Source organism: Aeromonas sp. MdU4 (assembly GCF_041929505.1).
Taxonomy (GTDB): domain Bacteria; phylum Pseudomonadota; class Gammaproteobacteria; order Enterobacterales; family Aeromonadaceae; genus Aeromonas.
The window spans coordinates 242,672-268,306 of sequence record NZ_JBHFMW010000001.1; the positions used below are offsets into that span (position 1 = coordinate 242,672).

20 protein-coding genes are annotated in these 25,635 nt (G+C 60.4%); 11 read left to right on the forward strand and 9 right to left on the reverse strand.

The genetic code is table 11. The annotated features are described in order from the left end of the window. The first annotated feature begins 8 nt into the window (after positions 1 to 8). From ACE1BR_RS01100 to ACE1BR_RS01125, 6 genes are all read left to right on the forward strand, one after another. Positions 9 to 587 (forward strand): ECF transporter S component, encoded by a 579-nt coding sequence (locus ACE1BR_RS01100; protein WP_374866821.1) that lies wholly within the window; start codon positions 9 to 11, stop codon positions 585 to 587. Next, positions 587 to 1,291, forward strand: coding sequence for an energy-coupling factor transporter transmembrane component T (locus ACE1BR_RS01105; RefSeq protein WP_374866823.1), 705 nt, complete (start codon positions 587 to 589; stop codon positions 1,289 to 1,291). Before ACE1BR_RS01100 ends, ACE1BR_RS01105 begins: the two co-directional genes overlap by 1 nt. Then, complete coding sequence (locus ACE1BR_RS01110; RefSeq protein ID WP_374866825.1) at positions 1,288 to 2,106, forward strand: energy-coupling factor ABC transporter ATP-binding protein; 819 nt, start codon at positions 1,288 to 1,290, stop codon at positions 2,104 to 2,106. Before ACE1BR_RS01105 ends, ACE1BR_RS01110 begins: the two co-directional genes overlap by 4 nt. Then, positions 2,093 to 2,839, forward strand: coding sequence for an energy-coupling factor ABC transporter ATP-binding protein (locus ACE1BR_RS01115; RefSeq protein WP_374866827.1), 747 nt, complete (start codon positions 2,093 to 2,095; stop codon positions 2,837 to 2,839). Before ACE1BR_RS01110 ends, ACE1BR_RS01115 begins: the two co-directional genes overlap by 14 nt. A gap of 207 nt (positions 2,840 to 3,046) precedes the next feature. Beyond that, complete coding sequence (locus ACE1BR_RS01120) at positions 3,047 to 4,246, forward strand: efflux RND transporter periplasmic adaptor subunit (protein WP_374866829.1); 1,200 nt, start codon at positions 3,047 to 3,049, stop codon at positions 4,244 to 4,246. Positions 4,247 to 4,255: 9 nt separating this feature from the next. After that, positions 4,256 to 7,360 (forward strand): efflux RND transporter permease subunit, encoded by a 3,105-nt coding sequence (locus ACE1BR_RS01125; protein WP_374866831.1) that lies wholly within the window; start codon positions 4,256 to 4,258, stop codon positions 7,358 to 7,360. Between the two features lie 58 nt (positions 7,361 to 7,418). On the opposite strand, the gene ACE1BR_RS01130 is transcribed toward ACE1BR_RS01125, so the two are convergent. From ACE1BR_RS01130 to ACE1BR_RS01140, 3 genes are all read right to left on the reverse strand, one after another. Continuing rightward, positions 7,419 to 8,504 (reverse strand): HlyD family secretion protein, encoded by a 1,086-nt coding sequence (locus ACE1BR_RS01130; RefSeq protein ID WP_374866833.1) that lies wholly within the window; start codon positions 8,502 to 8,504, stop codon positions 7,419 to 7,421. Further along, positions 8,501 to 8,956 carry a hypothetical protein gene (locus ACE1BR_RS01135; RefSeq protein WP_374866835.1) on the reverse strand — a complete coding sequence of 152 codons (456 nt, stop codon included), beginning with the start codon at positions 8,954 to 8,956 and terminating at the stop codon, positions 8,501 to 8,503. The genes ACE1BR_RS01130 and ACE1BR_RS01135 overlap by 4 nt, the downstream gene beginning before the upstream one ends. 134 nt (positions 8,957 to 9,090) lie before the next feature. Further along, positions 9,091 to 10,275: an OmpP1/FadL family transporter gene (locus tag ACE1BR_RS01140; RefSeq protein ID WP_374866837.1), complete on the reverse strand. Its 1,185-nt coding sequence runs from the start codon at positions 10,273 to 10,275 to the stop codon at positions 9,091 to 9,093. 404 nt (positions 10,276 to 10,679) lie between these two features. Here ACE1BR_RS01140 and ACE1BR_RS01145 point away from each other — a divergent pair, with 404 nt between their 5' ends. The 4 genes from ACE1BR_RS01145 to ACE1BR_RS01160 all read left to right on the forward strand — a co-directional run bounded on the left by ACE1BR_RS01145 (position 10,680) and on the right by ACE1BR_RS01160 (position 16,625). Next, positions 10,680 to 11,177: a hypothetical protein gene (locus ACE1BR_RS01145; RefSeq protein ID WP_374866839.1), complete on the forward strand. Its 498-nt coding sequence runs from the start codon at positions 10,680 to 10,682 to the stop codon at positions 11,175 to 11,177. Positions 11,178 to 11,467: 290 nt separating this feature from the next. Continuing rightward, complete coding sequence (locus ACE1BR_RS01150; RefSeq protein ID WP_374866841.1) at positions 11,468 to 12,985, forward strand: efflux RND transporter periplasmic adaptor subunit; 1,518 nt, start codon at positions 11,468 to 11,470, stop codon at positions 12,983 to 12,985. Between the two features lie 76 nt (positions 12,986 to 13,061). Then, entirely contained in the window at positions 13,062 to 16,202 is a 3,141-nt protein-coding gene (locus ACE1BR_RS01155) for an efflux RND transporter permease subunit (RefSeq protein ID WP_374866843.1), read from the forward strand. A 60-nt stretch (positions 16,203 to 16,262) separates the two neighbouring features. After that, complete coding sequence (locus ACE1BR_RS01160; RefSeq protein ID WP_374866845.1) at positions 16,263 to 16,625, forward strand: copper-binding protein; 363 nt, start codon at positions 16,263 to 16,265, stop codon at positions 16,623 to 16,625. Between the two features lie 104 nt (positions 16,626 to 16,729). Here ACE1BR_RS01160 and ACE1BR_RS01165 read toward each other — a convergent pair whose 3' ends face one another. The 6 genes from ACE1BR_RS01165 to ACE1BR_RS01190 all read right to left on the reverse strand — a co-directional run bounded on the left by ACE1BR_RS01165 (position 16,730) and on the right by ACE1BR_RS01190 (position 23,770). After that, entirely contained in the window at positions 16,730 to 17,647 is a 918-nt protein-coding gene (locus ACE1BR_RS01165) for an ABC transporter substrate-binding protein (protein WP_374866847.1), read from the reverse strand. Between the two features lie 81 nt (positions 17,648 to 17,728). After that, the gene (locus ACE1BR_RS01170) at positions 17,729 to 18,532 is read right to left on the reverse strand and encodes an ABC transporter ATP-binding protein (protein ID WP_374866849.1); all 804 of its coding nucleotides are present in this window, start codon (positions 18,530 to 18,532) and stop codon (positions 17,729 to 17,731) included. Beyond that, positions 18,532 to 19,569, reverse strand: coding sequence for a FecCD family ABC transporter permease (locus ACE1BR_RS01175; RefSeq protein WP_374866851.1), 1,038 nt, complete (start codon positions 19,567 to 19,569; stop codon positions 18,532 to 18,534). Before ACE1BR_RS01175 ends, ACE1BR_RS01170 begins: the two co-directional genes overlap by 1 nt. Before the next feature lie 7 nt (positions 19,570 to 19,576). Beyond that, positions 19,577 to 20,593: a FecCD family ABC transporter permease gene (locus ACE1BR_RS01180; protein ID WP_374866853.1), complete on the reverse strand. Its 1,017-nt coding sequence runs from the start codon at positions 20,591 to 20,593 to the stop codon at positions 19,577 to 19,579. 125 nt (positions 20,594 to 20,718) lie between these two features. Further along, a complete protein-coding gene (locus ACE1BR_RS01185) occupies positions 20,719 to 22,686 on the reverse strand; it encodes a TonB-dependent receptor domain-containing protein (RefSeq protein ID WP_374866855.1) in 1,968 nt (655 codons plus the stop codon). A gap of 280 nt (positions 22,687 to 22,966) precedes the next feature. Continuing rightward, positions 22,967 to 23,770 (reverse strand): siderophore-interacting protein, encoded by an 804-nt coding sequence (locus ACE1BR_RS01190; protein ID WP_374866857.1) that lies wholly within the window; start codon positions 23,768 to 23,770, stop codon positions 22,967 to 22,969. Positions 23,771 to 24,090: 320 nt separating this feature from the next. Between ACE1BR_RS01190 and ACE1BR_RS01195 the strand changes: the two genes are divergently transcribed. Then, positions 24,091 to 25,608 carry an HD domain-containing phosphohydrolase gene (locus ACE1BR_RS01195; protein WP_374866859.1) on the forward strand — a complete coding sequence of 506 codons (1,518 nt, stop codon included), beginning with the start codon at positions 24,091 to 24,093 and terminating at the stop codon, positions 25,606 to 25,608. Positions 25,609 to 25,635: the final 27 nt, after the last annotated feature.

The window sequence follows — 25,635 nt, forward strand, 5'->3', positions numbered from 1 at the left end:
GAAAAAATATGTTTGTTAATAAACTCTCCAGTTACAACCTGGCTTTTATGGTCATCTGCATCGCCATCAACATGGTCGCGGGACAAGCGGTCTCCATGCTCAAGCTGCCCATCTTCCTCGACTCCATCGGAACTGTGCTCTGCGCCGTGCTGGCGGGCCCCTGGATGGCGGTCGCCACCGGCTTGCTTACCAACCTGGTGTGGGGCCTGCTCACCGGCCCCATCGCCGCTGCATTTGCACCGGTCGCCATGATGATCGGCCTGAGCGCCGGACTGATGGCCCGCGCGGGCTGGTTCAACACGCTGCCCAAGGTGGCCATCAGCAGCGTAGTTATCACCCTGGCACTGACTCTGGTCGCCGTTCCCGTCCGCTCCTACCTGTTTGGCGGGGCGACCGGCAGCGGGGCTGATTTTGTCGTCGCCTACCTGCACGCCATGGGCAGCGACCTGCAAGAGTCGGTCGCCGTCACCGTGCTGGGTACCAACCTGCTGGACAAGCTGCTGACCGTGCTGATCGTCTGGGGACTGGTACGTCGTCTGCCGCAGCGCACCCTGCGCAACTTCCCGCAGATGGCTGCCGTGCGTTGATGCACCCGTTTACCTCCCTGACACTCTGGCTGTGGTTTTCGGTCACGGCCAGCGTGCTTCCGCCCCCCTGGCTCTGGGGCTGGAGTCTGTTACCACTGCTGGCCTTGATTGTGCTGCCTGGCGCACGAGCCGGGCTCAAGCTGGTGCTGGCAGTGATGCTGCCGCTGGGGTTGGGCCTCTATCTGGTACATGGCCCCTGGCTGCGGATCCTGCTCGGCAGTGCGGCACAACTCCCTGCCAGCGAGGCGTTTCCCATTCTGCCGCTCTGGTGTCGCCTGTTTGCCTGTCTGGCCAGTGCCCAGCTCTGGCTACGCACTGTCTCAACCGAGCGCTTTGTCCACGCGCTGTTTGCCAGCCGACTGCCCATCGCACTCGCCTATCTCTGCTGCGGCCCGCTGCTGCTCAAGGAGCAGCTCGGCCACCAGCTGCGCGCTATCAAGGAGGCCCAACTGGCACGCGGCGTGCCCTTTGACGGCAATCCGTTGGCCAGGCTGCGAGCCACCCTCCCCCTGCTCTCGCCGCTGGTCGGGCAGGCATTGAGCGAGCTGGCAACCCGCAGCATGGCGCTGGATCTGCGCGGCTTTCGCAGCCAGCCGACCCGCACCCGCGTGGTCGAGATCCCGCAGCGCCACTATGAACCACTGCTGCGCTATCTGCTGCTGTTGCTGGCGCTGCTGGAAATTGTCTGGAGATGGTGGCCATGATATCGCTCAATGGATTGACCATCGGCAATGCGGCCCACCCAGACCACTTTCAGCTGGGGCCCCTCAATATTGAAGTGGGCGCAGGCGAATGGCTGGCGATACTGGGTGGCAACGGCGCTGGAAAATCGCTACTGGCCCAACTGCTGGCGGGAGGCTGGTCACAATTACACCTCGATACCCTGGCGGGAAGAGGCACTATTCTCGACAGTCCCCACGACACCGGCCAGCTCAATGAACTGGCAGCCCAGCGCCAATGGGTACAGCAATCCCCCTATCTGCAATTTTCCGGCTGCTGCTTTTCGGTGACTGACGAGGTGGCATTTGGCCCGGCCAATATGGCACTGCCGCTGGCCGACCTAACCCGACGGGTCGCTGACGCTATCGCTATCTGCCACTGCGAAGCAGTTGCCATGCAACATCCCCTCTCCCTGTCAGGGGGAGAAGCGCAGCGGGTGGTGCTGGCCTGCGCCCTGGCGATGCAACCCAAGCTGCTGATCCTGGATCAAGCCTTCAGCCGTCTAACCCCGGCGGCGACTCATACCATGCTGCGCCAGATCCGCCGTTACAGCGAGCAGAGCGGCTGCAGTGTCATCTTGCTGGAGCAACGGCTTTTTCCGGCCGCTCACTATTGCGAGCAATTCCTGCTGCTCGACCATGGCCATCCGCTTGCAAGCGGTGATCTTGGCACTGTGTTGCCCCATCTGCCCGGGCGAGTGATCCTGCCAGACTCCCTGCGCGAGGCGTTGCAGATGCGCGACCCGCGCCATCACCCCTATCCTCTGGCCATTTTGCGGGAGTTTTATGCTGAGCTTTGACCACCTCTGCTTCTCATGGGCGCCGGACCATCCCTGCCTGAACGACATCTCGCTGCAGATTGCCAGCGGGGAACAGGTCGCCATCGTCGGGGATAACGGCGCAGGCAAATCGACCCTGCTGCGACTAGCGGCGGGTCTGCTGGCCCCCACCTCCGGCACGGTGAGCTGGCAACAGCAGGCGCTCAGTGCGCAGCAGGCACTGGCGCGCGCCAAGCAAATCGGCTTTCTGTTTCAGGAGTCTGAGCGCCAGCTCTTTCATAGCCGGGTCGACGAGGAAATCGCGTTTGGCCTGCGCCTGCAAAAGCGGCCGCGAGAGGAGATCCGGGCGCGGGTCGCGGCGGCTCTGGAACAGTGCGAGCTGACCCCGTGGGCGGCAACCCATCCTCTGGATCTCGACGCTGGTCAACGGCGGATGGTAGCGGTAGCCTGCCTCCATGCCATGCAACCAGTGCTGTTGCTGCTCGACGAGCCGAGCCGGGATTTCGATCCCCACTGGCTGGCCATCCTCGAACAGTGGCTGGCCAGCGAACGGCTAAAGGGCACCACCATTCTCGCCATCAGTCACGATGCCGAGTTTGTCAGACGCAACTTCACTACCCTGATCGAGCTGAAAGCGGGGCATCTGGTAGCCCATGGACCGACTGCCGAACACCTCTCCGCCCTCAATGGCTATCACCCGAAGAGCAGCACCATGTTGCTGAACACCCTCGCTCAAAGCGATCCCCCTCGCTGATCCACATCGACACCGTGGTTCAATTGGCCGTTTTTTTCGCCAACCGACAACGCCTTGCAACCTTGAGAAGGCTGGGTTCAAGGTTGCAGCCCTATCATGTCTCATTCCACTCATAAAAAAGTTGTTTTTTTAATCATGAAGTTAATGATGTGTATGGAAAAATGTGCTGAACGCAGCAACCGAAATCGATCCAACAGGAGTGTGATGATGAAGGTGCCCAATGCTGGAAGAGCGGTTTATCAACGCAGCTTGCTGACCCTGGCGCTACTTGGCGGACTGACAGCCTGTGGCGGTGAAAAGACCCAGACGGCGCAGGCTATCCCCCCCGTACCAGTGGTGGTCGCTGAAGCAACCCAAACCGATGTGCCGCTCACGACCGAGATGGTGGGTGAAACCGCCGGTTTTCGCGAGATCAACGTCCGTTCCCGGGTCAGTGGCATCCTGCTCAAGCGCACTTATGTCGAGGGTCAGCCAGTCAGCGCCGGTCAGGAGCTGTTTTTGATCGATCCCGAGCCCTATAAGGTGGCGCTGGAACAAGCCAAGGGCTCCCTGGCTCAGGAGCAGGCCCGCCTCAACAAGGCCCGCGCCGATCGGGATCGCATCATTCCGCTGTTCAAGCGTCAGGTAGTGAGCCGCAAGGACTATGACGACACCATCGCCAACTACGAAGCCGCCATCGCCAGTCATCAGGCGGCTCAGGCCAAGGTAAAAGAAGCGGAGCTCAACCTCAGCTACACCCAGGTCACCGCCCCCATCAGCGGCATGGCGAGCAAGAGCTCCCAGTCCGAGGGGAGCCTCATCTCCACCAGCGGCGACAACGGTCTGCTGACCACCATCACCCAGTTCGACCCCCTCTACGTCAACTTCTCCTACTCGGAGCAGGATCGTCTCAACTTCGAAAACTCGGTGAAAAAAGGGGTGATTCAGGCGCTGGATGCCACCACCTGGCGCACCCATATTCGTCTGGCCGATGGTTCTGTCTACCCTGAAGCGGGCAAGCTCAACTTCTCCGACAACCGGGTCGATCCCCAGACCGGCACCATCCGTGCCCGCGCTATTTTCGACAACAAGGATGGCGTACTGCTGCCCGGCCAGTTTGTCCGCATGACCATCGATCTGGGGCTGCGCAAAAACGCCATCGTGGTACCGCCCCGCGCCATCGTGCAATCACAGGCTGACCGCATGGTGATGGTGGTCGATGCCGACAACAAGGTGGTGCCCCGTCCGGTGACTCTGGGCGCGGTGGTCGACTCCGGCGTGCTGATCGAGAGCGGCCTGCAGGCAGGTGAGCGCTATATCGTCGAAGGCTTGATGAAGGCCCGTCCCGGCAGCGTCGTGAAACCTGTCTCTGCCGCCGAGATGAAGGCGATCACCGCCAAGATGGTCAGCCACGCTGCGGCCAAGTAAGGAGCTCGTATGTTTTCCAAGTTCTTCATAGAGCGCCCCATCTTTGCCAGCGTGATTTCGATCATTATCGTGCTGGGCGGATTGGCGGCGATGCGCGCGCTTCCCATCGAGCAATATCCCCAGATCACTCCGCCGGTGGTCTCGGTCACCGCTTTTTATCCGGGCGCCACTCCCGAGGTGATCTCCCAAACCGTGGCGGCACCGCTGGAGCAGCAGATCAACGGCGTGGAGCGGATGATCTACATGCAGTCGGGATCCGCCTCCAACGGCCAGATGAACCTTAACGTCTATTTCGAGATCGGCACCGATCCGGATCAGGCCACCATCAACGTCAACAACCGGGTCTCGGCCGCCATGGCCCAGCTGCCGGAAGAGGTGAAAAAACAGGGGGTCACGGTCAAGAAGAAATCGACGGCCATCCTGCAGGTGGTCACCCTGCAATCACCCAACGGCTCGTTTGATACGACTTACCTGTCGAACTACGCCCTGCTCAACATCATTGACGAGCTCAAGCGGATTCCCGGCATCGGCGATACCACCCTGTTTGGCGGTACCGACTATGCCATGCGGATCTGGCTGCGGCCGGATCGACTGGCCCAGCTTGAACTCACCCCGAGCGACGTGATTGGCGCCATTCGCGAGCAGAACACCCAGTTCGCGGCAGGCAAGATCGGTGCTCAGCCCACCACGGCCCCCATCGACTTCACCTATACGGTACAGACCAAGGGGCGTCTTGAGGATGTAAAAGAGTTCCAGAACATCATCGTCCGCTCCATGCCCGATGGCTCCAAGATCCGGGTCCGCGATGTCGCTCGGGTCGAACTCGGCGGCAAGGATTATGATCTGGTCGCCCGCGCCAACGGCAAACCGGCCATCGGTATCGCCACCTATCTGCAACCGGGCGCCAACGCCGTGGCGGTCGCCGATGCGGTGCACGCCACCATGGAGCGACTCAAGGAGCGCTTCCCGCAGGATATCGAGTACCAGATCCCCTACGACACCACCGAGTTCGTGAAGATCTCCATCGAAGAGGTGGTCCACACCCTGTTCGAGGCGATCGTGCTGGTGTTCGTGGTGGTCTACCTGTTCCTGCAGAACTTCCGCGCCACCCTGATCCCCTGTATCGCGGTGCCGGTATCCCTGATCGGTACCTTCGCCGGCATGCTGGTACTCGGTTTCTCCATCAACCTGCTGACCCTGTTCGGCATGGTGCTCGCCATCGGTATCGTGGTGGATGACGCCATCGTGGTACTGGAAAACGTCGAGCGGATCATGAGCGAGAAAAAGTGCTCGCCCAAAGAGGCGGCCATCCTCGCCATGCAGGAGGTCTCGGGCCCCGTCGTCGCCATTGTGCTGGTGCTCTGTGCCGTGTTCCTGCCGGTCGCCTTTATGGGCGGCATGACTGGGGTGATGTACAAGCAGTTTGCCATCACGGTCGCCATGTCGGTCGCCATCTCCGGTCTGGTGGCACTGACCCTGTCACCCGCGCTGTGCGCCGTGCTGCTCAAAGAGGGACACCACAAACCGGCCCGCTTCTTCGTCTGGTTCAACGACAAGTTTGACCAGCTGACCCGTGGCTATGTGCGCGGTGTCGCCTTCCTCAACCGCCGGGTAGGCGTCGCGTTCACCATCATCGCCTTCATCGTCGTCTCTATCTACGCACTGCTGATGAAGGTGCCGGGCGAACTGGTCCCCAACGAAGATCAGGGCTATCTCATCTCCGCCGTCATGCTGCCGGATGCAGCCGCCATGACCCGCACCCAGGCGGTCGCGAACAACTTCGACCAGATGGCGATGGCCAACCCCAATGTGAAAGATGTCATCACCTTCTCCGGCTTTGACATTCTCTCCAACGCCATCATCAGTAACAGCGGTCTCAGTTTCATTACCCTCAAGGATTGGAGTGAACGGCAAGGTACCGGACAGGACTCCTTCTCTTTGGCCAAGACGCTGCAAGGGATGAGCCTGATGGGGCTGGCAGATGGCTTTGTGGCCTCTTTCAACCCGCCGCCGATCCAGGGCATGTCAACCACCGGGGGGCTGGAGGGGTATCTGCAGAACCGTGGCTCCGGCAATGCCCAGGAGTTCTCGGGTGAGGTACAACGCTTCCTGGAGGCAGCCAAACAACGCCCCGAGTTTGCCAGCGTCTCCACCACCTTCCGCGCCAACGTGCCACAGGTCTACATGGATCTGGATCGCGAAAAGGCCAAGGCGCTGGGGCTGCCGATCAACGCAGTGTTTGACACCATGCAGGCCACCTTCGGTCAGGTCTATGTCAACGACTTCAATCAGTTCGGCCGCACCTACCGGGTACAGTTGCAGTCCGAGGCGGACTACCGCGCCAAGAAGAGCGACATTCGCAATGTCTACGTGCGCTCAAACAGTGGCGAGATGATCCCGCTCAGCAGTCTGGTGACGGTGCGTGATGCCACCGGTCCCGAGCTGGTGGAGCGTTTCAACATCTTCCAGGCGGCCAAGATCATGGCGCAGCCAGCCCCTGGCTACAGCTCGGGTCAAGCCATCGCTGCGCTGGAAGAGGTTGCCAATGAGGCGCTGGGCAACGATGCCAAACTGGAGTGGACCGGCTCCGCCTATCAGGAGAAAGCCTCTGCAGGCAGTGCTGGCATGGCATTCGGCTTCGGTATCGTGATGATCTTCCTCATTCTGGCAGCTCAATATGAACGCTGGAGCCTGCCGTTTGCGGTGATCACCGCCGTGCCGTTTGCCCTGTTCGGCGCACTGTTGGCCACCTGGCTGGTCGGGCTCACCAACAACGTCTACTTCCAGATTGGTCTGGTCACCCTAGTCGGTCTTGCCGCCAAGAACGCCATTCTGATCGTGGAGTTTGCGGTGATGAAACACGAGGAGGGGATGAACCTTATCGAATCGGCGCTGGAAGCGGCGCGCCTGCGTTTCCGTCCCATCGTGATGACCTCGCTCGCCTTCATCCTCGGCTGTGTGCCACTGGTGCTCTCCAGTGGTGCCGGTGCAGCCAGCCGTCATGCCCTCGGCTGGCCGGTCATCGGCGGCATGCTGGCGGCGACCTTTATCGCCATCTTCTTTATCCCGCTCTTCTTCCGGCTCATCATGCGCAGTTCGGAAAAACGGGTCTGACCTTTCTGCCCATCAAACCTGGCCCCTCCACACGGAGGGGCTTTTTTATGTCCGCCATTTACATGGCAAACAGATAGGCCTTCATCGCCTTGAGCCGCACGGTCGCCCCACCGATGATATCGATAAAGCCGAGCAGCGGATGGGGTTTGTTCGCAGAAATCCAGGCCGATCCGGTTGCGCCGATGGGCAGTACCACCTCTTCCGGCTCCAGCATGTCGAGCACCACGGTACGACCATGGCTGGACATGTTATTGCCCACATGCTGGCGCACATGCTGATCCCCCTGCATCGCATTCATCTGCGCCTCGCCGGTACCGGTACGGATCGAATGAACCCGCGCTCGAAACACCCGTCCCGGATAAGCATTCACATAAAACTCGGCAAACTGGCCCGGCGCTATGGTGCGAAAGCTTTGATCAGGAATGCGGAACTCCAGAAACTTGCGTGAAATATCGTAGAGGTGCATGTTGCCGGTACGGGAACCGTTGGCCAGATTGACCACCGACACCTGACCATCGAACGGCGCCCGGATCACCTTCTCCTCGTTACGCCGCGCCTGCAGAGCCAGCTCGGTCTCCAGATTCAGCACCTGGGATTCGATGGCCTTCACCTTGGCCTCACTGGCACTCAGTTGTGCCAGATCGCCATCAATCTGGGTCTGCAGCTGATCACGGCTCTGAATGCTGGAAAAACTGCCCAACTGGGTCAATCGCGCCAGCTCCTTGCGATTCAGGGTCAGTCGTGACTGGATCGCCCGTTGCTGGCTGAGTTCAGCGGTGATCTGGGCATGCTGGGCCGAGATCTGGTGCTCGAGTGCCTGCGCCTTGCCATCGCTCTCCCAGTTGGCGAGGGTATAGATAGGCTGACCACGCTGCACCAGCTGGTTATGCCCGACATGGATCATGTCGATCTGGTGAAACTGGCTGGTCCCCAATAGTGGGCTCAACACCGCATGAGGCGCCTTGACGGTGGCCGAATCGGTGAAATCCACCGGCGCCAGATGGCGCGAGGTGATCAGCAGCCCCAGCGCCAGCAAGGCTCCGATCGCGGTGCTCCAGAAACCGGTCTTGAGGTTCCATGGCAATACTTTCAGTTTGACCAGCAGCCAGACAATCAGGATATAGGGCAGCAGGATCTCTTTCATGATGGCTCCCCTTCATGACGGCCCCGACGAATGCCATGACCAATGATCTGGCTCATCCGTTCAGCCAGCACATCCCAGCGAGCAAAGGCAATGATCACCGCCAGCACCCACCAGGTCTTGTCGATAAACAGCCCGCACAGCGAGAGGGCAAACACCAGAGTGATATGAACCGATTCGGAGAGCTTGGCACGATGCACCGCGATCTCATGCAGTCGCCACAGCAGATAGACCAGATAGAGCACCACATAAAGGGTGACGACCGTGATCACGCCCATAAAGAGCTCTGAGTCGAGCAACGGCATGATGGCTGGCAACGGATGGCTGAACTGGGCCGCCTCCACGGGATAGATGTGGGCCCCTTGCGAGAAGATCAGCACTAACGCGACCGTCATCAGAATAAACGCCAGACGCCATAGCCAGCGAACCGGCGAGGATGTGAGTGGGGATGACATTATCGAATGCTCCTCGGGGATAGTTTTATCAAACAGACAGGCCTTGATGGCCCCCCATGTCATCGCCTGCAACGCTCTGCTGAAGAACGACATGGAGAAGCCCCCAACCTGTGGGGGCCTGCTTGAATTGAGACTCAGAACTGGTGCTGGACACCGATATTGAAGAAGTTGAGATAACTGTTGTTGTAGGTGCCAGACAAGTGAGGGCGCCCAATACCATCTTGATCCACCGACAAATCCCCCAGCCAGGCCAGGGTATAGCTGGCTTCCAGCTTGGTAGCCGGGCTCAGTTGATAGCTGGCTCCCAGCCCCCAACGCCAGCCGGAGCCGACAGGTAGCATCACGGTACGGTACTCGTCGCTCACTGCACTGCTGTCATAGCCGATACCACTGCTCAAACGCAGTGCAGGGGTGACATCAAACTGGGCCCCCAGACTGGCATGCCAGGTATCCTGGTAGTGCATATCAATGGTTCGGCTACCGAGGGCAGTCCCGACACCGATATCGCCGAAACGGGACCACTGCTGCCAGTTGGCACTGGCCAGCAAGGCCCACTGGTCGTTGAGCTGGTGATAACCACTCAGAGTGACGGTTTGCGGGATCATCATGTCGACGTCCAGGCCTGCACCACCGATACCGGGAAACAACTGATCTTCCAGCGCCCACTGCAACTCGGAGTAGTAGCTCAGACCGATACGGGAGTGCTGATCCAGCTCGTAGAGCACCCCGAAGGAGGCGCCATAGGCCCAGTCGCTATCGGAAAACTTGCGGCCATCTCCCATGCCAGGCGTCAGATCGAGTGAGGACTCCAGCGAACCATGCATGGCGATCAGGCCAAACCCGAGAGACCATTGGGGATCGATGCGATAAGCCAGGCTCGGCGCAAACGCGATGCCGGTCAGCTTGGCTGACTGCACATAGCCACGACCATCCCAACCATCACCATAATCCATGCCCAAACCATGGCTGCCGAACATACCGATACCGGCAACCCACTGCTCATTGAGCGCATGGGTCAGATAGACGCTACCCAGGGGGGCCGTCTGCAGGGCATTGCCGCCGTTGTTGCCGCCATTGTCCAGATCCAGTTCAAGATCGCCGTATACCACACCGCCATTGACCTGCAGCTGGGTACCTTCCAACCGGGTCATACCGGCCGGATTGCTGGCGATGGTATCTGCCCCCTGAGCACGGGCGGCAGCCCCTGCGTTGGCCAGCGCACTGTTGGCTGTACTGGTTTCATAAAGGGCAAGGCCGCCAGCCACTGCTGATGGACTCAGCAAAGCGGCAAGCATCAGCGACAGCAGTCGTTGCTGCATTTTGATACTCCTGAAAGTGGATAAAATTGACTCTCGACATGGGGTACACGTCAAACCCGCGACGTGACAATGTGGGGCGGTCAGTTGCCAGGAAGCCAACGGCTTTATGTTGCTCGTTTATGGCGTCACGCTATTGGTCATAGTCTGGCAAGCATGTCGTGCACGACCCATCTTCGCTGCAACCGGCATTCGGGAGCCAAATAACGGGGTGTCACTCAATAGTGGCAACTGACGGGTGCGGATCCTAAAGATATAAGAGGCCAGCTTCATTAGTGTTTGGCATACACAATAGTTAAGCACTGCTTAACTATTGTCGCTATCACCCTACGCGCTGGCGCCACCATTGACCTTCACCTCGTGGCAAGGTTTACAGTTTACCCATCTGCTCCCGAAGGATGTTCGGATTGTCACTCACCCAGCTTGCTGCAAGATTGCCCTCTGTTGCTCTGGCCCGGCTATTGCTGGCGCTGCTGCTCATCTGCAATCTGACCCTCTGCATCAGCTGGCATGGAGCAACCCCATCCCTCGACGAGTCATACCGGCAAACGGTCTCCCTCACCCACATCATGTCGATGAAAGGTGGTGAGATGATCAAACCGATAGCCATGGTGGAACACCAAAACAGTGCCGTCCCTCTCTCCTGCCATCAGGGAATGGGAGATGAGGCGACCATGAGCGGTGACTGTCAGATGCAGACGGGAGTCTCTGGCGCCGCCAGTGCCCTGCCGCTGTTTGGCATGCTGCTCTCTCTCTTGATCTTGCCGCTGTTGCTGCTCCCCTATCTGGGGGCCGCCAGCCATCGCCTCGATCACTGGCTACGGGATCCCTTCCTGCGCAGCCGTGGTTCTCACCCTCCCTCCTGGCCACGCCGGCATCTGATGCTGTCGGTGCTCCGTCACTAGAACGATCTTCTACTGCGTGCCTGCGGCAAGATTGACCTTGCCCGTGTCTGCACGCCTTGCCTGACCCTGTGATAACTGGCCCCGCCAGCAGCAGGGAGCCGTGCGTCTGCTGATTCGTCAGCAGCGCCCCGTTTGCCGCCAGTCCCTTGGGTGATGTCTTGCTCATCACCGCCCGGCGGCCTGTACAAGAGAAGACGTATCATGTCACCAGCCCACTTTTCACCGTCCAAGGTTGCTGCCTTCGCGGAAGCCTTATCCTCCTGCACGTTCTGCCTGCAGGGAGGCCAGTCATGAACAAAACCATCCTGATGTCAGCCCTGCTGCTGGCCCTCGGCGCCGGTGGCGGCTACTGGGCCGCCAAACAGACCAGTGCTGGCCCCACTGCCAAGGAGAAGACACCGCTCTACTGGGTCAACCCCATGGATCCGCGCGACAAGCGCGATGCCCCCGCCAAGGACAACATGGGGATGGACTTTATCCCCGTCTATGAGGAAAAACAGGGCGGCTCACCCGGCACCGTCACCATCAGCCCCGAGATCCAGCAGAACCTGGGGGTACGGCTCGCCAAGGTGGAAAAGCTACCCATCCACCAGCAGATCGAGACAGTGGGCTATGTCGGCTATGACGAAGACCGGCTGGAAGCGATCAACGCCCGCATGGCGGGCTGGATCCGCACCCTCGCCATCAAGAGCGAGGGGCAGCAGGTGAGCAGGGGGAGCCTGATTTACGAGCTCTACGCTCCGGATCTGGTCAATGCCCAGCACGAATACCTGCTCGCCCTCAACACCAGCAATCCGCTGCTGCTGCGCGCCGCCGAGGGCAAGCTCAAGTCGCTGCAGGTACCGGCAGATCAGATAGCGGCTCTCAAGCGCAGCCGTCAGGTGCAGGAGACGGTGCGCATCTATGCCCCGAGCAGCGGTTATGTCTCCGAGCTCAAGGTGCGCGAGGGCCAGTATGTGGAGCCCGCCGCGGCACTCTTTAACATCAGCACCCTCAAGCAGGTGTGGGTGAGCGCCGAAGTGTTTGAGCGCCAGGCGGCCCAGCTGAAGGTGGGCGATCCGGTCACCATGACCCTCGACTATGCCCCCGGCCGCAGTTGGCAAGGTAAGGTGGATTACCTCTACCCGACTCTGGATGCCGCCACCCGCACCCTCAAGGTGCGACTGCGCTTTGCCAACCCGGACGAGTTCCTGAAACCCAATATGTTCGCCAAGGTGACGATTCAGGCGGGCAAGGGAGAACCGCAATTGGTGGTGCCGAGCGAAGCGGTGATCCGCACCGGCAGTCAGGACCGGCTGGTGCTGGCGTTGGGGGATGGCAACTTCAAGTCGGTCGCCGTCACTCTCGGCCCCCAGTTTGGCGACAAGGTCGCCATCAAGGCAGGGGTAGAGGCTGGGGATAACATCGTCAGCTCGGCCCAGTTTCTGCTCGACTCGGAATCGGCCATCGATTCGGACTTCCAGCGCATGACGGCGGTGCGCCCCGCCCTAGTGTGGACCCAAGGCGAGGTTGAAAGCATCGATCTGGCCAACCGCACCCTGATGGTCTCCCACCAGCCCATCCCCGAGTGGCAGTGGCCTGCCATGGAGATGGAGTTCACCGTCGCCGACGGGGTCGATATCAGCCAACTGGCCGAGGGGCAGACCCTCCATCTGCAGGTAATGCAGGAGGGGGATGAGTACCGCATCACCACCATTCATCAGGAGCAAGCGCCAGCAACCGGCGACGCCGCCAAGCCTGCAACGGATGAGATGGAGAAGATGGAAGGCATGGACCATAGCCAGCACGATATGGGAGCCAAGTCATGATCCCGTCGAGCTCTTACCGTTTGACTAGCAACCATGTCCTGCCGTTCACGCCACGCCAAGAGGGAGGAGCCAGATCATGATCCCCTCCATCATTCGCTGGTCAGTGGGCAACCGCTTTCTGGTGCTGCTGCTGACTGTCATGCTCACCGCCTGGGGGCTCTGGTCGGTCAAACAGACCCCGGTGGACGCTCTGCCGGATCTCTCCGACGTGCAGGTGATCATCAAAACCTCCTATCCGGGCCAGGCGCCTCAGGTGGTGGAGGATCAGGTGACCTACCCGCTCACCACCGCCATGCTGGCGGTGCCGGGGGCCACCACGGTGCGCGGCTACTCCTTCTTCGGCGACTCCTTCGTCTATGTGCTGTTTGACGACAACACCGACCTCTACTGGGCCCGCGCCCGAGTGCTGGAGTATTTAAGTCAGGTGGCCCCCAATCTGCCTGCCTCTGCCCGCCCCCAGCTCGGCCCCGATGCCACCGGGGTGGGCTGGGTCTACCAGTACGCGCTGGTGGACAAAACCGGCAAGCATGATCTCAGCGAGCTCACCTCGCTGCAGAACTGGTTCCTCAAATACGAGCTGCAAACCGTCAATGGCGTCTCCGAGGTCGCCACCGTGGGCGGCATGGTGCGCCAGTATCAGGTACGGGTCGACCCGGACAAGCTGCGCGCCTACGGCATCCCGCTCTCCCTTATCGAAACCGCCATCAAGCAGGGCAATCAGGAGACCGGCGCCTCCGTCATCGAGATGGCGGAAGCGGAGTACATGGTGCGCTCCAACGGCTATCTGAAGAGCGTCAAAGACCTCAAGCAGATCCCGCTCGGCACCACTGTGCGCGGCGCCCCGCTGCTGCTGGGGGACGTGGCGGATGTGGTCACCGGACCCCAGATGCGGCGTGGCATTGCCGAGCTTAACGGTGAGGGGGAAGTGGTGGGCGGCATCATCGTGATGCGCTACGGCGAGAATGCCCAACACACCATCGACGGGGTCAAGGCGCGGCTCGCCCAGCTGAAAAGCAGCCTGCCGGAGGGGGTGGAGGTCGTCACCGTCTACGATCGCTCCGACCTTATCCAACGAGCCATCGACAACCTCTCCGGCAAGTTGCTGGAAGAGTTCGCGGTAGTGGTGCTGGTCTGTCTCGCCTTCCTGTTCCATCTGCGCTCGTCACTGGTGGTAGTCATCACCCTGCCCATCGCCATTCTGGTGGCCTTTATCGTCATGCACCTGCAGGGGATCAACGCCAACATCATGTCGCTGGGGGGCATCGCCATCGCCATCGGCGCCATGGTGGATGGCGCCATCGTGATGATCGAGAACGTCCACAAACACATGGAGCGGGAGGCGCTCACCGACAAGAACCGCTGGCGGATCATCACCGAGGCGAGCATAGAAGTGGGGCCCGCCATCTTCTTCTCCCTGCTGATCATTACCATCAGCTTCCTGCCGGTGTTCGCGCTGGAGGCGCAGGAGGGACGGATGTTCCACCCCCTCGCCTACACCAAGACCTACGCCATGGCCGCCGCGGCCGGGCTCGCCATCACGCTGGTGCCGGTGATCATGGGTTACTTCATCCGTGGCAAGGTGCTGGCGGAGCAGGCCAACCCGCTCAACCGCTGGCTGAGCCAGGGCTATGTGCCACTGCTCAAGGCCGTGCTGGCCCGTCCGAAAACCACCCTGGCCATCGCCGCCGTGGTGACGGTGGCGGGCTTCTGGCCGCTCAAGTACCTGGGCTCCGAGTTCATTCCGCCGCTCGATGAGGGGGACATCATGTACATGCCCACCACAGCGGCCAATATCTCGGTGGGCAAGGCGCGGGAGATTTTGCAGCAGACCGACAAGCTCATTCGTACCGTGCCCGAAGTGCAGAACGTGTTCGGCAAGGCGGGGCGCGCCGAATCGGCTACCGACCCCGCCGATCTGGTGATGATGGAGACCAGCATCCAGCTCAAGCCCCGGGATCAGTGGCGCCCCGGCATGACCCCGGAGAAGCTGAAAGAAGAACTCGACTCCCTCATCCGCTTCCCCGGCCTCACCAACGCCTGGGTCCCCCCCATCAAGACCCGCATCGACATGCTGGCCACCGGCATCAAGACCCCGGTCGGCATCAAGATTGCGGGGCCGGATCTCAAGGTGATCCAGCAGCTCGGCCAACAGCTTGAGCAGATTGTCGGCAAGGTGGAGGGCGCTTCATCGGTCTACGCCGAGCGGGTGGCGGGTGGCCGCTACGTCAAGGTGGATATCGACCGACTCAAGGCTGCCCGCTACGGCCTCAATATCGCCGACGTGCAAGCGGTGCTCGCCACCGCGGTGGGCGGCATGGAGGTGGGCCAGACCATCGAGGGGCGCGAGCGCTACCCCATCAACCTGCGCTACCCCCAGAGCTATCGCAACTCGGTAGCCAGTCTGGAGCTGCTGCCGCTGGTGGCCCCGAGCGGCGCGCGCATCGCGCTGGCGGACGTGGCGCGGGTCTATATCAGCGACGAGGCGCCCATGCTGCGCAGTGAAAACGCGCGCCTCAACGGCTGGGTCTACGTCGATATCCGCGGCCGCGACATCGGTTCCTTCGTCGATGAGGCCAAGGCCGAGGTGGATAAGCAGCTGGTGCTGCCAGCGGGCTACGCCCTCACCTGGTCCGGGCAATACGAATACATGGAGCGGGCCAAGGCGCGCCTCGCCTACGTGGTGCCATTGACCATCGCCATTATCGTACTGCTGCTCTATCTGGCGTTTCGCCGCTTCCAGGAGGTGCTGCTCATTCTCACCACCTTGCCGCTGGCAGTGGTGGGCGGGATCTGGACCCTCTGGCTGCTCGACTTCAACCTCTCGGTAGCGGTCGGGGTGGGCTTTATAGCTCTGGCCGGGGTGGCGGTGGAGACCGGCGTCTTGATGCTGGTCTACCTCAACCACGCCTGGGATGACCTCGTCGCCAGCGGCAAGCCGGACAAGGCGGGGCTGCACCGGGCGGTGATCCACGGCGCCGCCCTGCGCCTGCGCCCCAAGATGATGACGGTAGTGACCATCATCGCCGGCCTGTTGCCCATCATGTGGAGCCACGGTACCGGCTCCGAGGTGATGCAGCGCATCGCCGCCCCCATGATTGGCGGCATGGTGAGCGCGCTGGTACTGACCCTGCTGGTACTGCCCGCCGCCTACTACCTGTGGCGCAGTCGTTCCCTGCAACAGCTGACCACCGCGGATCAGCAGGAGTCATCACACTGATGAACAGACCATTTTCAACCAGACAAACAACAACCCCATAAGCCAAACAAGGAAACCAGGATGAACTACAAGACGCTGACACTGACCCTGCTGATGGGTCTCGCTACCCACACCAGCCTGCAGGCTGCCGAGATGATGAGCCATCAGGGCCACGACATGAGCCAGATGGGGCAAATGGAGGGCATGAACGAGATGGGCGACATGATGATGACCAAGGGGGTCATCACTCGCATCGACGCAGCCAACGGCAAGGTCGGCATCAAGCACGAGACGATCGACAACCTCAAGATGCCCGCCATGACCATGGTATTTCGAGTGGCTGATCCGGCCCTGCTCAAGGATCTGAAGGTGGGGGATGCGGTGCGTTTTCACGCCGAAAACCCGGGTGGCAAGCTCACCATCACCCAAATCGAACCGCAGTAAACACCCGGCTAGCATGGGGCCGTGCGGATAAGCAAAGAGGGAGGCATCAGCCTCCCTCTTCTCTTGGTTAACTTTTTGGTCAACCCCAGCTGTGCAATGGCAGCTCAGCTGCGGGTTGCCAGCAACTGCTCCACATCTGCAATTACCTGCAATGCCGCCTGCGGGCCGCCGCTCGAAGTCCAGAGCGACCCGTCTACAGCGCCAAAACGCTTGGCCTTGATCACCGGCAACTGCTGAAAAGCGGGGGTCTGCTCCGCCTGACGCATGGCATCCACCGCATCACCGGTGGCGCTCAGGGTACCGACCACCAGCCAGTCGGCATCCAGCAGGTTGAGGGACTCCAGACTGAGCGCTGGCGAGTGAGGAGCTCCGGTACCCTGTTGTTTGCCCGGTCGCACCAGCCCCATCGACTCTACCACGCTGCTGGCGAAAGTACCGGAGTACATAAAGCTCGGTCCCTTGGGGTTCCAGCGCACTATGCTGATGCTCTCCCCCTGATGGTTGGCCAGCTTGCTGCGCGCCTCTGCCAACCGCTCTTCATAACGCTTGAGGAAAGCCTCCCCCTCCTTGTCGCGGTTGAGGGTATAAGCGGTGCGGCGGAACATATCCTGCCACGGTTCACCCCACTTGCCGGTCACCACGGTCGGTGCAATCTCCCCCAGCAGCGTCAGCAGCCCTGTACGAGTCTGACCAGTCAGAATAAGGTCAGGCTCCAGCGCAATCAGCGACTCCAGATTGGGGCTGTCGAGATCGCCGATCACCTGAATGCCAACCCCAGCCTTGTTTAGCAAATAGCGGGGCAAGGTCGGCTGTCCACGGCCATTGACGGCACCGATGGGGGTCAACCCCAGGGTCAGGATGCTGTCGAGATCAGGCTCGCTCAGCACGACCACCCGCTGCGGTTTGACCGGCACCTGCACCTTTTGGCCAAACGCATCGGTCACTTCACGCATCTCCTGCGCCTGAACCAGCGGCGCGGCCAGCATCAGGATGGCTGCTGCCAGTGAGGCAAAACGCTTCATCATCTTACTCCTTCTCGTTGCGCGGCCCGGATAATCGGCCGCGTGGATCAATATGTGGACCTGTCGATCAGACCCGCTAACTCAGCTCGCTACACGCAGGGCGCGGCCATGCTCGTGACGGCGCGGAACGATAATGGGCGCCCCGTCACTGGGGGCATGAAGAATGTCGACACTGGTCTGGTAAAGCCGATCGATCAGAGACTTGGTCACCACCTCCCGGGCCGGGCCCATGGCGGCAATCTCGCCATTGCCGATGGCGATCAGCTCGTCGCAATAGCGGGCCGCCATCGCCAGATCATGGATCACCAGCAGCACGGTTTTGCCCTCGGCAGTGATGCGGTGGATAGCCTCCATCACCTCGGTCTGGTGACCGATATCGAGGGCACTGGTGGGCTCGTCGAGCAGCACCATGTCGCTGTCCTGCGCCAGGATCATCGCAAGCCATGCCCGCTGCGCCTGCCCACCGGAAAGGGACGCTGCGCTCTGCTGCCAGATGCTTTCAAGCTGCATCCGCTCGCAGGCACTGCGCACCATGCGGGCATCCTCCTCGCCCCACTGATTGAACCAGCCCTGATGGGGGTGGCGGCCGTACTGCACCAGTTGCTCCACCAGAATGCCGGCAGGCAGGGTGGGTCGCTGGGGCAGATAGGCGAGCTCCCGTGCCAGCCCCTTCATGGGGTAGCTGGCGAGCGACTTGCCCTTGAGCAGGATCTCGCCACGTTGGGCTTTCATCTGGCCGGAAAGCAGCTTGAGCAGGGTCGATTTGCCGCAGCCGTTGGGGCCGACGATCCCTACCAGCTTGCCCCTCGGCAAGCTGAAGGAGATGTCCCGCAGGATGGGGGTCTGCTGATAGGTGAAATGGAGGCGATTTACGGTGAGCGTCATCAGTCAGCCCTCTGGCGATCGTTAACAAGAAGAAACAGCAGCAACAGGCCGCCGAGAATGCGGGTCATGATGCCTGTCGCCACCTCGTGGGGGCTGGCCAGCACCCGGACCAGGGTATCGCTGGCAAGCAGGAGCAGGGCACCGCTAAGCGCCGCCAGCCAGAGCGGCACCACCCGGTCTTTCACCAACCAGGAGGCAAGAATGGGAGCAGCCATGGCGATAAAGACCACAGGGCCGCCGATGGCGGTGCCGAGCGCCGCCACCAGAATGGCCTGCGCCAAAATTCCCAGTTGTACCAAATCGCCGTTGACGCCAAGCCCTCTGGCCATCTCGGGGCCAAAGCGCAGCACCGCCAGCGAGCGGGAGAGATAGACAATCCAGGGGCAGATCAGCAGCAACAGGATGGCGATGGGGGTGATGGTGCTGTAACCCACGGCAATAAAGCTGCCCATGTTCCACAGATAGAGGGAACTCAGGTGCAGCAAGGCCTGGGTGGACATCACAAACTGGCCGAGCGCCTCGAACAGCTCGGAGAGGCCAATGCCGATCACCACGAACAGATAGCCCTGCTCACCCGGTTTGCGGCAGAGGGCATAGAGCACCAACGCCGCGAAGATGGCGCCGATAGGTGCCGCCCACCAGGGCCAGCTGCCCACGGTCAGGTAGAGGGAGAAGACGATGATGGCCAAGGAGGCGCCGTTGTTGACCCCCACCATGTCGGGGGTAGCCAGCCGGTTGCGCACCAGAGTCTGCACCAGACAGCCGGAGAGCCCCATGGCGGCCCCCGCCACCACCACCCCAAGGATGCGTGGCAACCGGATCTTGAACAGGGTGAGCTGCTCAAGCCGCGTCCCCTCCCCCAGCAGGGTGTTGACCACCCCGGCAAAGCCGAGCTTGCCGCCGCCAACGCTCAGGGCCAGCAGACCCAGCGCCAGCAGCGCCACGGCAAGCAGTACCAGCCAGCGCCAGCTTGGCAGATGGAGCAGCAAAGAGCGGTTGCCTGCCCGCAGACAGAGCATATCGGTAGGTGTACGCATCAACCCCTCACTTGACGGTCAGCAGGGAACGAAAGCCCCCGCGATGAACGATGGCGATCAGCACAGGCGCGCCGATCAGGGCCAGAATAACCCCGTTGGGCAGCTCGAACGGCTGGATCAGCCAGCGCGCCAGAATGTCTGCCAACAGCAGAAACAGCATGCCGAACAGGGCGGAGAAACAGACCTGCACCGACAGTTTCACCGGTTCCACCAGTCGGCCACAGTAGGCGGCCAGAAAGCCGACAAAGCCGATGGGGCCGGCGATGGCGATGGCACTGGCGGTAAACAGGGTGGCGGCCAGCAGCACGCCAATTCGCACCCGGTTGGGGCGGATCCCCAGCGCCTGGGCCTGACTGTCCCCCATCTGCATCAGGGTCAGCTGGCGACAGAGCAGCAAGGTGATGACCAACGCCGCCAGCACGAAGGGCAGCACGGCAACGATGGCATCGAGATTGGCCGCCGACAGGGAGCCGAGGTTCCAGAAGCGGTACTGCTCCAGCACCATCTTGTTGGAGAGCAGCAGAAAGCTGGAGAGACCGCCGAAGGTGGCCGAGAGCGCCACCCCGACCAGAATCAGCTTGAGGGGGTTGGAGCGGCCAATCATCATGCCGAGCCCCAGCACAATCACGTTACCCAGCAGCGCGCCGAGTCCGGCCCAGAGCAGATAACCGTAGGCGGACTCCACCCCGAACCAGGTGAGCCCCACTACTAGTGCAAAGACGGCCCCGGCGTTGACCCCGAGCAGACCGGGCTCCGCCAGCGGGTTGCGGGTCGCGCTCTGCAACAAAGAGGCAGCCAGAGATAAAGAGGCGCCGACCACCATGGCGCAGAGGGTGCGCGGCAGTCGCAAGGTATTGAGCACCATGGCGAGCTTCTCGTCGCCAGCCCAGCGGACATCTCCCATCAGGTAGCCGAGCACCTCGCGGGCACCATAGACGCCCGCACCGGTGGCGAGCGAGAGACAAAGCAGTATGAACAGGAGGAACAATCCCAGCCAGAACAGCGAGGTCTGGTCTCTAAACACCCTTTAACTCCTTATGGTGGCAATGCGCATGTTGTTGAAATACATGTGGTTGAAATAAAAGCCATCACCCGGGGTGATGCCGTGGCAACAACGGGAGCCCGCCAATGCGGGCTCCCGTTCAGTCATTACAGCTTGTAGGCCACACCGGCATAGACAGTGCGCCCGTCGAGGATCTGATCGGCCTCGGTGGCAACCCAGTCACGCTTGGTATTGGTCAGGTTGTTGAGTCCGAACTTCAGATCCAGTGCCCGGGTGGCGTTCCAGACTGCCCCGACATCCAGGGTGTGGAATCCGGCGGTGGTCTCATAGGTGGTGCCGCTCATGCGCGGAACCGGAAGGATCTGGCTGCCGGTGTAGTTCCAGCCGAGCTGGGTACTCAGGCTCTCGATGACCTGCCACTCCAGCTTGGCGTTGGCGGTATGCTCCGGCGTCCGATAGAGATCCTTGCCGCTGGTCTTGTCCTCCCCGTCGATCAGGGTGACGTTGCTGGAGAGGGTCAGGGCATCGGTGATATCAAACCAGCCGCTCAGCTCCACCCCCTTGATGCGGGCCTTGCTGACGTTCTGATAGGTCATCACCGCCGGACGCCAGGTGGCGGTCCATGCCTCGCTCTGGATCTTGTCCTTGATATCGTTGTGGAAGGCCGTAACCCCGGCGCCCCAGAACGAACCATCATAGGCGGTGCCCAGCTCGTAGCTGACGGCGGTTTCCGGTTTCAGCTCCGGGTTGCCCACCACGGCGCAGCGACCGCGACAGGCGGCTACCGCATAGTCCGGGTTGGACTGGGCAATGGTCGGTGCCTTGAATGCCTTGCCAATGCCGCCCTTGACCACCCAGTTGTCGGTCAGGCTGTAGAGGGCATAACCGCGGGGGCTGAACTCGGTGCCATAGGTCTCGTGGTGATCGACGCGGCCACTCAGGGTCAACGCCAGATCGCCAAAGCCAAACTCATCCTGCAGATAGAGCGCGCTCTGGTTGACGCTGACATCGCCCCCCTTGAGGTTGACGTTATGCTTGAGCTCCGTGATGCGGTACTCGGCACCACTGGTCAGCAAGTGGCTGCCCAGATAGCCGCTCAGCTGGCCATCGAAGGTATGGTTGGTCTGGCTCACATCGCCGCTGGTCTTGCTCAACGCCGTCATCAGTTCGGAATCATCAAACAGGTCAACCTGCTCGAAGGCATAGCCGACCCGGCTGTCGAACTGATCCCAACGGCCGACGTGGGTGGCATTGAGCCCCAATCGCTCCATCTGCTGGATATTGCGCGGCGTCTGACCGTAGTTGTTCCAGTGGGCCTCCCGATCATCTTTGGCGTAGTTCATCCCTACATCCAGATCTTGGTGATCATCGATCAACCATTTGACGCTGGAGAGCATCCCCAGCTTTTCACGCAGCTCAATGGCATCGGCATTGGGGTTGATGCTCTGCTCGCTCTGCCAGGCATCTCTGTGGTTCCCTTCCACCACCAGGTTGGCCAGCAGTTTGTTGTCGATCAGCGCCCCGCCCACATAGGCGCTCGCCTTGTTGATATCCCCGCCATGACCGTCGGTGGGGTCGCTGAAGGTATAGGTGGCCGCTGCTTCGGTCTTCTCCCCGGGTTGGCGCAAGATGACGTTGACCACCCCACCCAGCGCGTCTGCGCCGTAGAGGGAGGAGATGGGGCCGCGGATCACTTCGATACGCTCGATGGCCGCCATGGGGATGGCGGAGAGATCAAAATCATTGCCATAACCGGAGGTAAGGGCGTCGCGGGAGCTGATACGCCGGCCATTGACCAGCAACAGGGTGTAATCCCCCTCCAGCCCGCGCAACTTGATCTCGCTGCGGCCATAACTGGTAGCAGGGCTAATATTGACCCCCGGCAACTGTTTCAGGGCGCCGGTCAGATCATTGACATTGAGCTTGTCGAGCTCGGCCCGGGTCACCACAGAGACGCTGGCCGGGGCGGTCAGTTCACTGTGCCGGGTTTTACTCGCCGTCACCACCATGGTTTCATGAGCGGCGGCAGGCACAGTCCCTTGGGCCAGAACTGGCAGGGCAAAAAGGGACAACACCAGCGGATGCACTGCAAATCGTCGAGATGATGTACGCATCATCAACACTCCACATAAAACAACCAAGGCCAACACCACCGACATCCCTGTCTGACCTCGCCAGACCCGGTGCAAAGTGATGGAGTTAATTGGCATGAACTGTCTCGTCCATGCCCCATCACCCCGAACATCAGTGCATTACGGCAGGGCCTGCGTTGTGCTATGCCACTCGCAGCCATCAATAATAAAAACGCCGTGCCGACTGATATCGGGACGGCGCAATATTAAATGCAAATCATTCTCAATTGCAAGTATAAATCAGGTATTCTTTCGCATCCGCTTAATTATCCATCACATCGTGGCGAGCCTGGTGATAGCCCTCTTCACTCTTGCCCCGCCGCCAGTACGGCACAGCGTAGAGCGACTGGCGATCTACTTCGAGCACAGACCGAAAGTGGCGGCGTAGCGGCAGCACCAGCGCCTCTTCCCCACCCAGCCAGAAGAAGCCGCCATCGCGCACCAGCGGCAAAGCAATCACATGCTCCAGCAGGCCGCTGGACTCGGGCTCGCCGACAAACCAGTGACAACGCACCCCGACCGGCAGCGTCAACGGCTGAGCATCCGCCTGATCCGGTACCAGTATCGCAATTTCCCCTCTGGCATCGGCAGGCATCACCTCGCATATCGCCATGATGGCGGGCAAGGCGGTAAGATCCCCCACCAGGCAGTAATGCTCGGCCGGTTGCAGCATGGGGTTGGGGCCACCCGGTGCGGAGAGGATCACCTTATCCCCCGGCTTGGCATAGGTGGCAAAGGCGCTGGCGGGCCCACCGTCACCGTGCAGCACGAAGTCGATGTCAATTTCCTGCTCATCACGGCGAAACGCGCGGATGGTGTAGGTGCGGATCACCGGCTTGTCAGCCGGGTCACTCCAACGCGGGCCGCTCGGGGTCATGGCAGGCAGCACCGGCTCTACCTGATAGGGCTGGGCCAGCATCACCTTGATATGGGCCCCGCCGCAGGTAAAGGGGTAGTCAGCCAACTCACTGCCACCAAAGGTGATACGGCGTAAATGAGGGGAAAGTTGTAGCGCTCGCGTGACCGTCAGCAGACGGGGACGATTGGGAGACAGGCGATGAATCACGGATAAGCTCCTCTTCTAATCAACCTGTATGCTACCTTTAAATAGGAATCACTATCAAATGAGATCTATTCTCGTTTTTTTCGAAAAACTGAAACAGGATTGTCGCCCCACCCTCTTGCTCATCCGCTGAGCAAGAGGGTGGTGTTCAACCTGACACCATGATCCACGGGAGAAAGCCCTCGCATCCACCCGATAGACACAAGGGTTCCAATTGCTTATTTCGACCATAGTTTTGCGAGATCAAATTTTATTTCTCAATAAGTTTCCTATCCTTAGTGAAGCAGTTAATGTAAGCACAGGATGCCAAACAGGATTGTATGATGGATGACCAAATCCTGATTATTGATGATGACGATCGCTCTCTCCCCGACGCGCAGCAAGCTGGCTGGAAGGTGATGATTGTTGACGATGAGCCAGAAGTACATCGCATCACCAAAATCACTTTGAATAAATTCGAGTTTGACAATCGCCCCATCGACTTTCTGCACGCCTATTCCGCAGCGCAAGCCAAGGAGCTGCTGGCGAGCACGCCGGATGTCGCCCTGCTGTTGCTGGATGTGGTGATGGAGGTCGATCATGCCGGTCTCGATGTCGTCAAATATGTCCGCGAAGACCTGCAAAACAAGATGGTGCGTATCGTGCTTCGCACAGGTCAGCCTGGCCAAGCGCCGGAAGATGACGTGGTCAGCAACTACGACATCAACGACTATAAGGACAAAACCGAGCTCACCTCCCAGAAGCTGCGTACACTGCTGCGAGCCAGCCTGCGCTCCTATCGTGACATCCGCACTTTGGAGAGCAATCGGCAGGGGCTGGAAAAAGTCATCGAAGCCTCAAAAGGGATCTTTGAAAAACGGGCCCTGCGCCAGTTTGTCGAAGGAGCCCAGGAACAGTTGAGCGCCCTGCTCAATCTGGGTGAAACCCAGATCTATGATGTAAAACAGTATACCTACGAGGTGAAGGATCAACTGCTGGACCCCTTGCTGCCCGGCCATCCAGCCATGCGCCTCATGGAAGCGCCGGAGATTCTGCGCCAGGCCATGAGCAAACGCAGCAATATCTACAATCCCAGCCAGATGGTGCTTTACTGCCAGAACCCGCGCCACCACCTGCTGTTCCATATCGAGACCACGCGCCAACTCAGCCAGATCGATACCAGCCTGCTCAGCCTCTTTACCGAAAACATCATAGTGGCGCTGGAAAACATCAGGCTCAATGAGGTCATTGCCGACAACCAGCGTGAAATCATCTACCGAATTGGCGAGCTGGTCGAAACCCGCTCCAAGGAGTCGGGACTGCATGTCAAACGGGTGGCACTCTATACCGAGCAATTCTGCCACCTGATGGGTATGAGTGAAGAGCAGAGCGAGTTGATAAAACGGGCTTCGCCACTGCACGATATCGGCAAAGTCGGCATTCCCGATGCCATCCTGCACAAGCCGGGCAAACTAACTCCGGAAGAGTGGGATGTCATGAAAACCCACGCACAACTCGGCCAGGACATGCTCTCCGGCAGCGACTTGGCTCTATTCCAGATCGGTGCCACCATCGCGGGTAACCACCATGAGAAGTGGAATGGCAGCGGTTACCCCCGCGGCTTGAAAGGCACTGATATCCCGCTGGAGGGGCGTATTGTGGCACTGGCAGACGTGTTTGATGCTCTTGGTTCGGATCGCTGCTACAAAAAAGCATGGCCGCTGGACAAGGTGCTGGCACTGATTGAGGAAGAGAAGGGACAGCATTTTGATCCCCAACTTGTCGAATTGATGATGGCCAATCTCGACAAGTTCCTCGAGATACGCGAGCAGAACAAGGATGTCTATATCGGCGACCACTGATGCCCGATTTGGTATTGTGATTGGTAA

Coding starts and splice junctions, on each gene's coding strand:
- ACE1BR_RS01100 (WP_374866821.1), top strand. CDS start 9: ATGTTTGTTAATAAACTCTCCAGTTACAACCTGGCTTTTATGGTCATC.
- ACE1BR_RS01105 (WP_374866823.1), top strand. CDS start 587: ATGCACCCGTTTACCTCCCTGACACTCTGGCTGTGGTTTTCGGTCACG.
- ACE1BR_RS01110 (WP_374866825.1), top strand. CDS start 1,288: ATGATATCGCTCAATGGATTGACCATCGGCAATGCGGCCCACCCAGAC.
- ACE1BR_RS01115 (WP_374866827.1), top strand. CDS start 2,093: ATGCTGAGCTTTGACCACCTCTGCTTCTCATGGGCGCCGGACCATCCC.
- ACE1BR_RS01120 (WP_374866829.1), top strand. CDS start 3,047: ATGAAGGTGCCCAATGCTGGAAGAGCGGTTTATCAACGCAGCTTGCTG.
- ACE1BR_RS01125 (WP_374866831.1), top strand. CDS start 4,256: ATGTTTTCCAAGTTCTTCATAGAGCGCCCCATCTTTGCCAGCGTGATT.
- ACE1BR_RS01130 (WP_374866833.1), bottom strand. CDS start 8,504: ATGAAAGAGATCCTGCTGCCCTATATCCTGATTGTCTGGCTGCTGGTC.
- ACE1BR_RS01135 (WP_374866835.1), bottom strand. CDS start 8,956: ATGTCATCCCCACTCACATCCTCGCCGGTTCGCTGGCTATGGCGTCTG.
- ACE1BR_RS01140 (WP_374866837.1), bottom strand. CDS start 10,275: ATGCAGCAACGACTGCTGTCGCTGATGCTTGCCGCTTTGCTGAGTCCA.
- ACE1BR_RS01150 (WP_374866841.1), top strand. CDS start 11,468: ATGAACAAAACCATCCTGATGTCAGCCCTGCTGCTGGCCCTCGGCGCC.
- ACE1BR_RS01155 (WP_374866843.1), top strand. CDS start 13,062: ATGATCCCCTCCATCATTCGCTGGTCAGTGGGCAACCGCTTTCTGGTG.
- ACE1BR_RS01160 (WP_374866845.1), top strand. CDS start 16,263: ATGAACTACAAGACGCTGACACTGACCCTGCTGATGGGTCTCGCTACC.
- ACE1BR_RS01165 (WP_374866847.1), bottom strand. CDS start 17,647: ATGAAGCGTTTTGCCTCACTGGCAGCAGCCATCCTGATGCTGGCCGCG.
- ACE1BR_RS01170 (WP_374866849.1), bottom strand. CDS start 18,532: ATGACGCTCACCGTAAATCGCCTCCATTTCACCTATCAGCAGACCCCC.
- ACE1BR_RS01175 (WP_374866851.1), bottom strand. CDS start 19,569: ATGCGTACACCTACCGATATGCTCTGTCTGCGGGCAGGCAACCGCTCT.
- ACE1BR_RS01185 (WP_374866855.1), bottom strand. CDS start 22,686: ATGCGTACATCATCTCGACGATTTGCAGTGCATCCGCTGGTGTTGTCC.
- ACE1BR_RS01195 (WP_374866859.1), top strand. CDS start 24,091: ATGGATGACCAAATCCTGATTATTGATGATGACGATCGCTCTCTCCCC.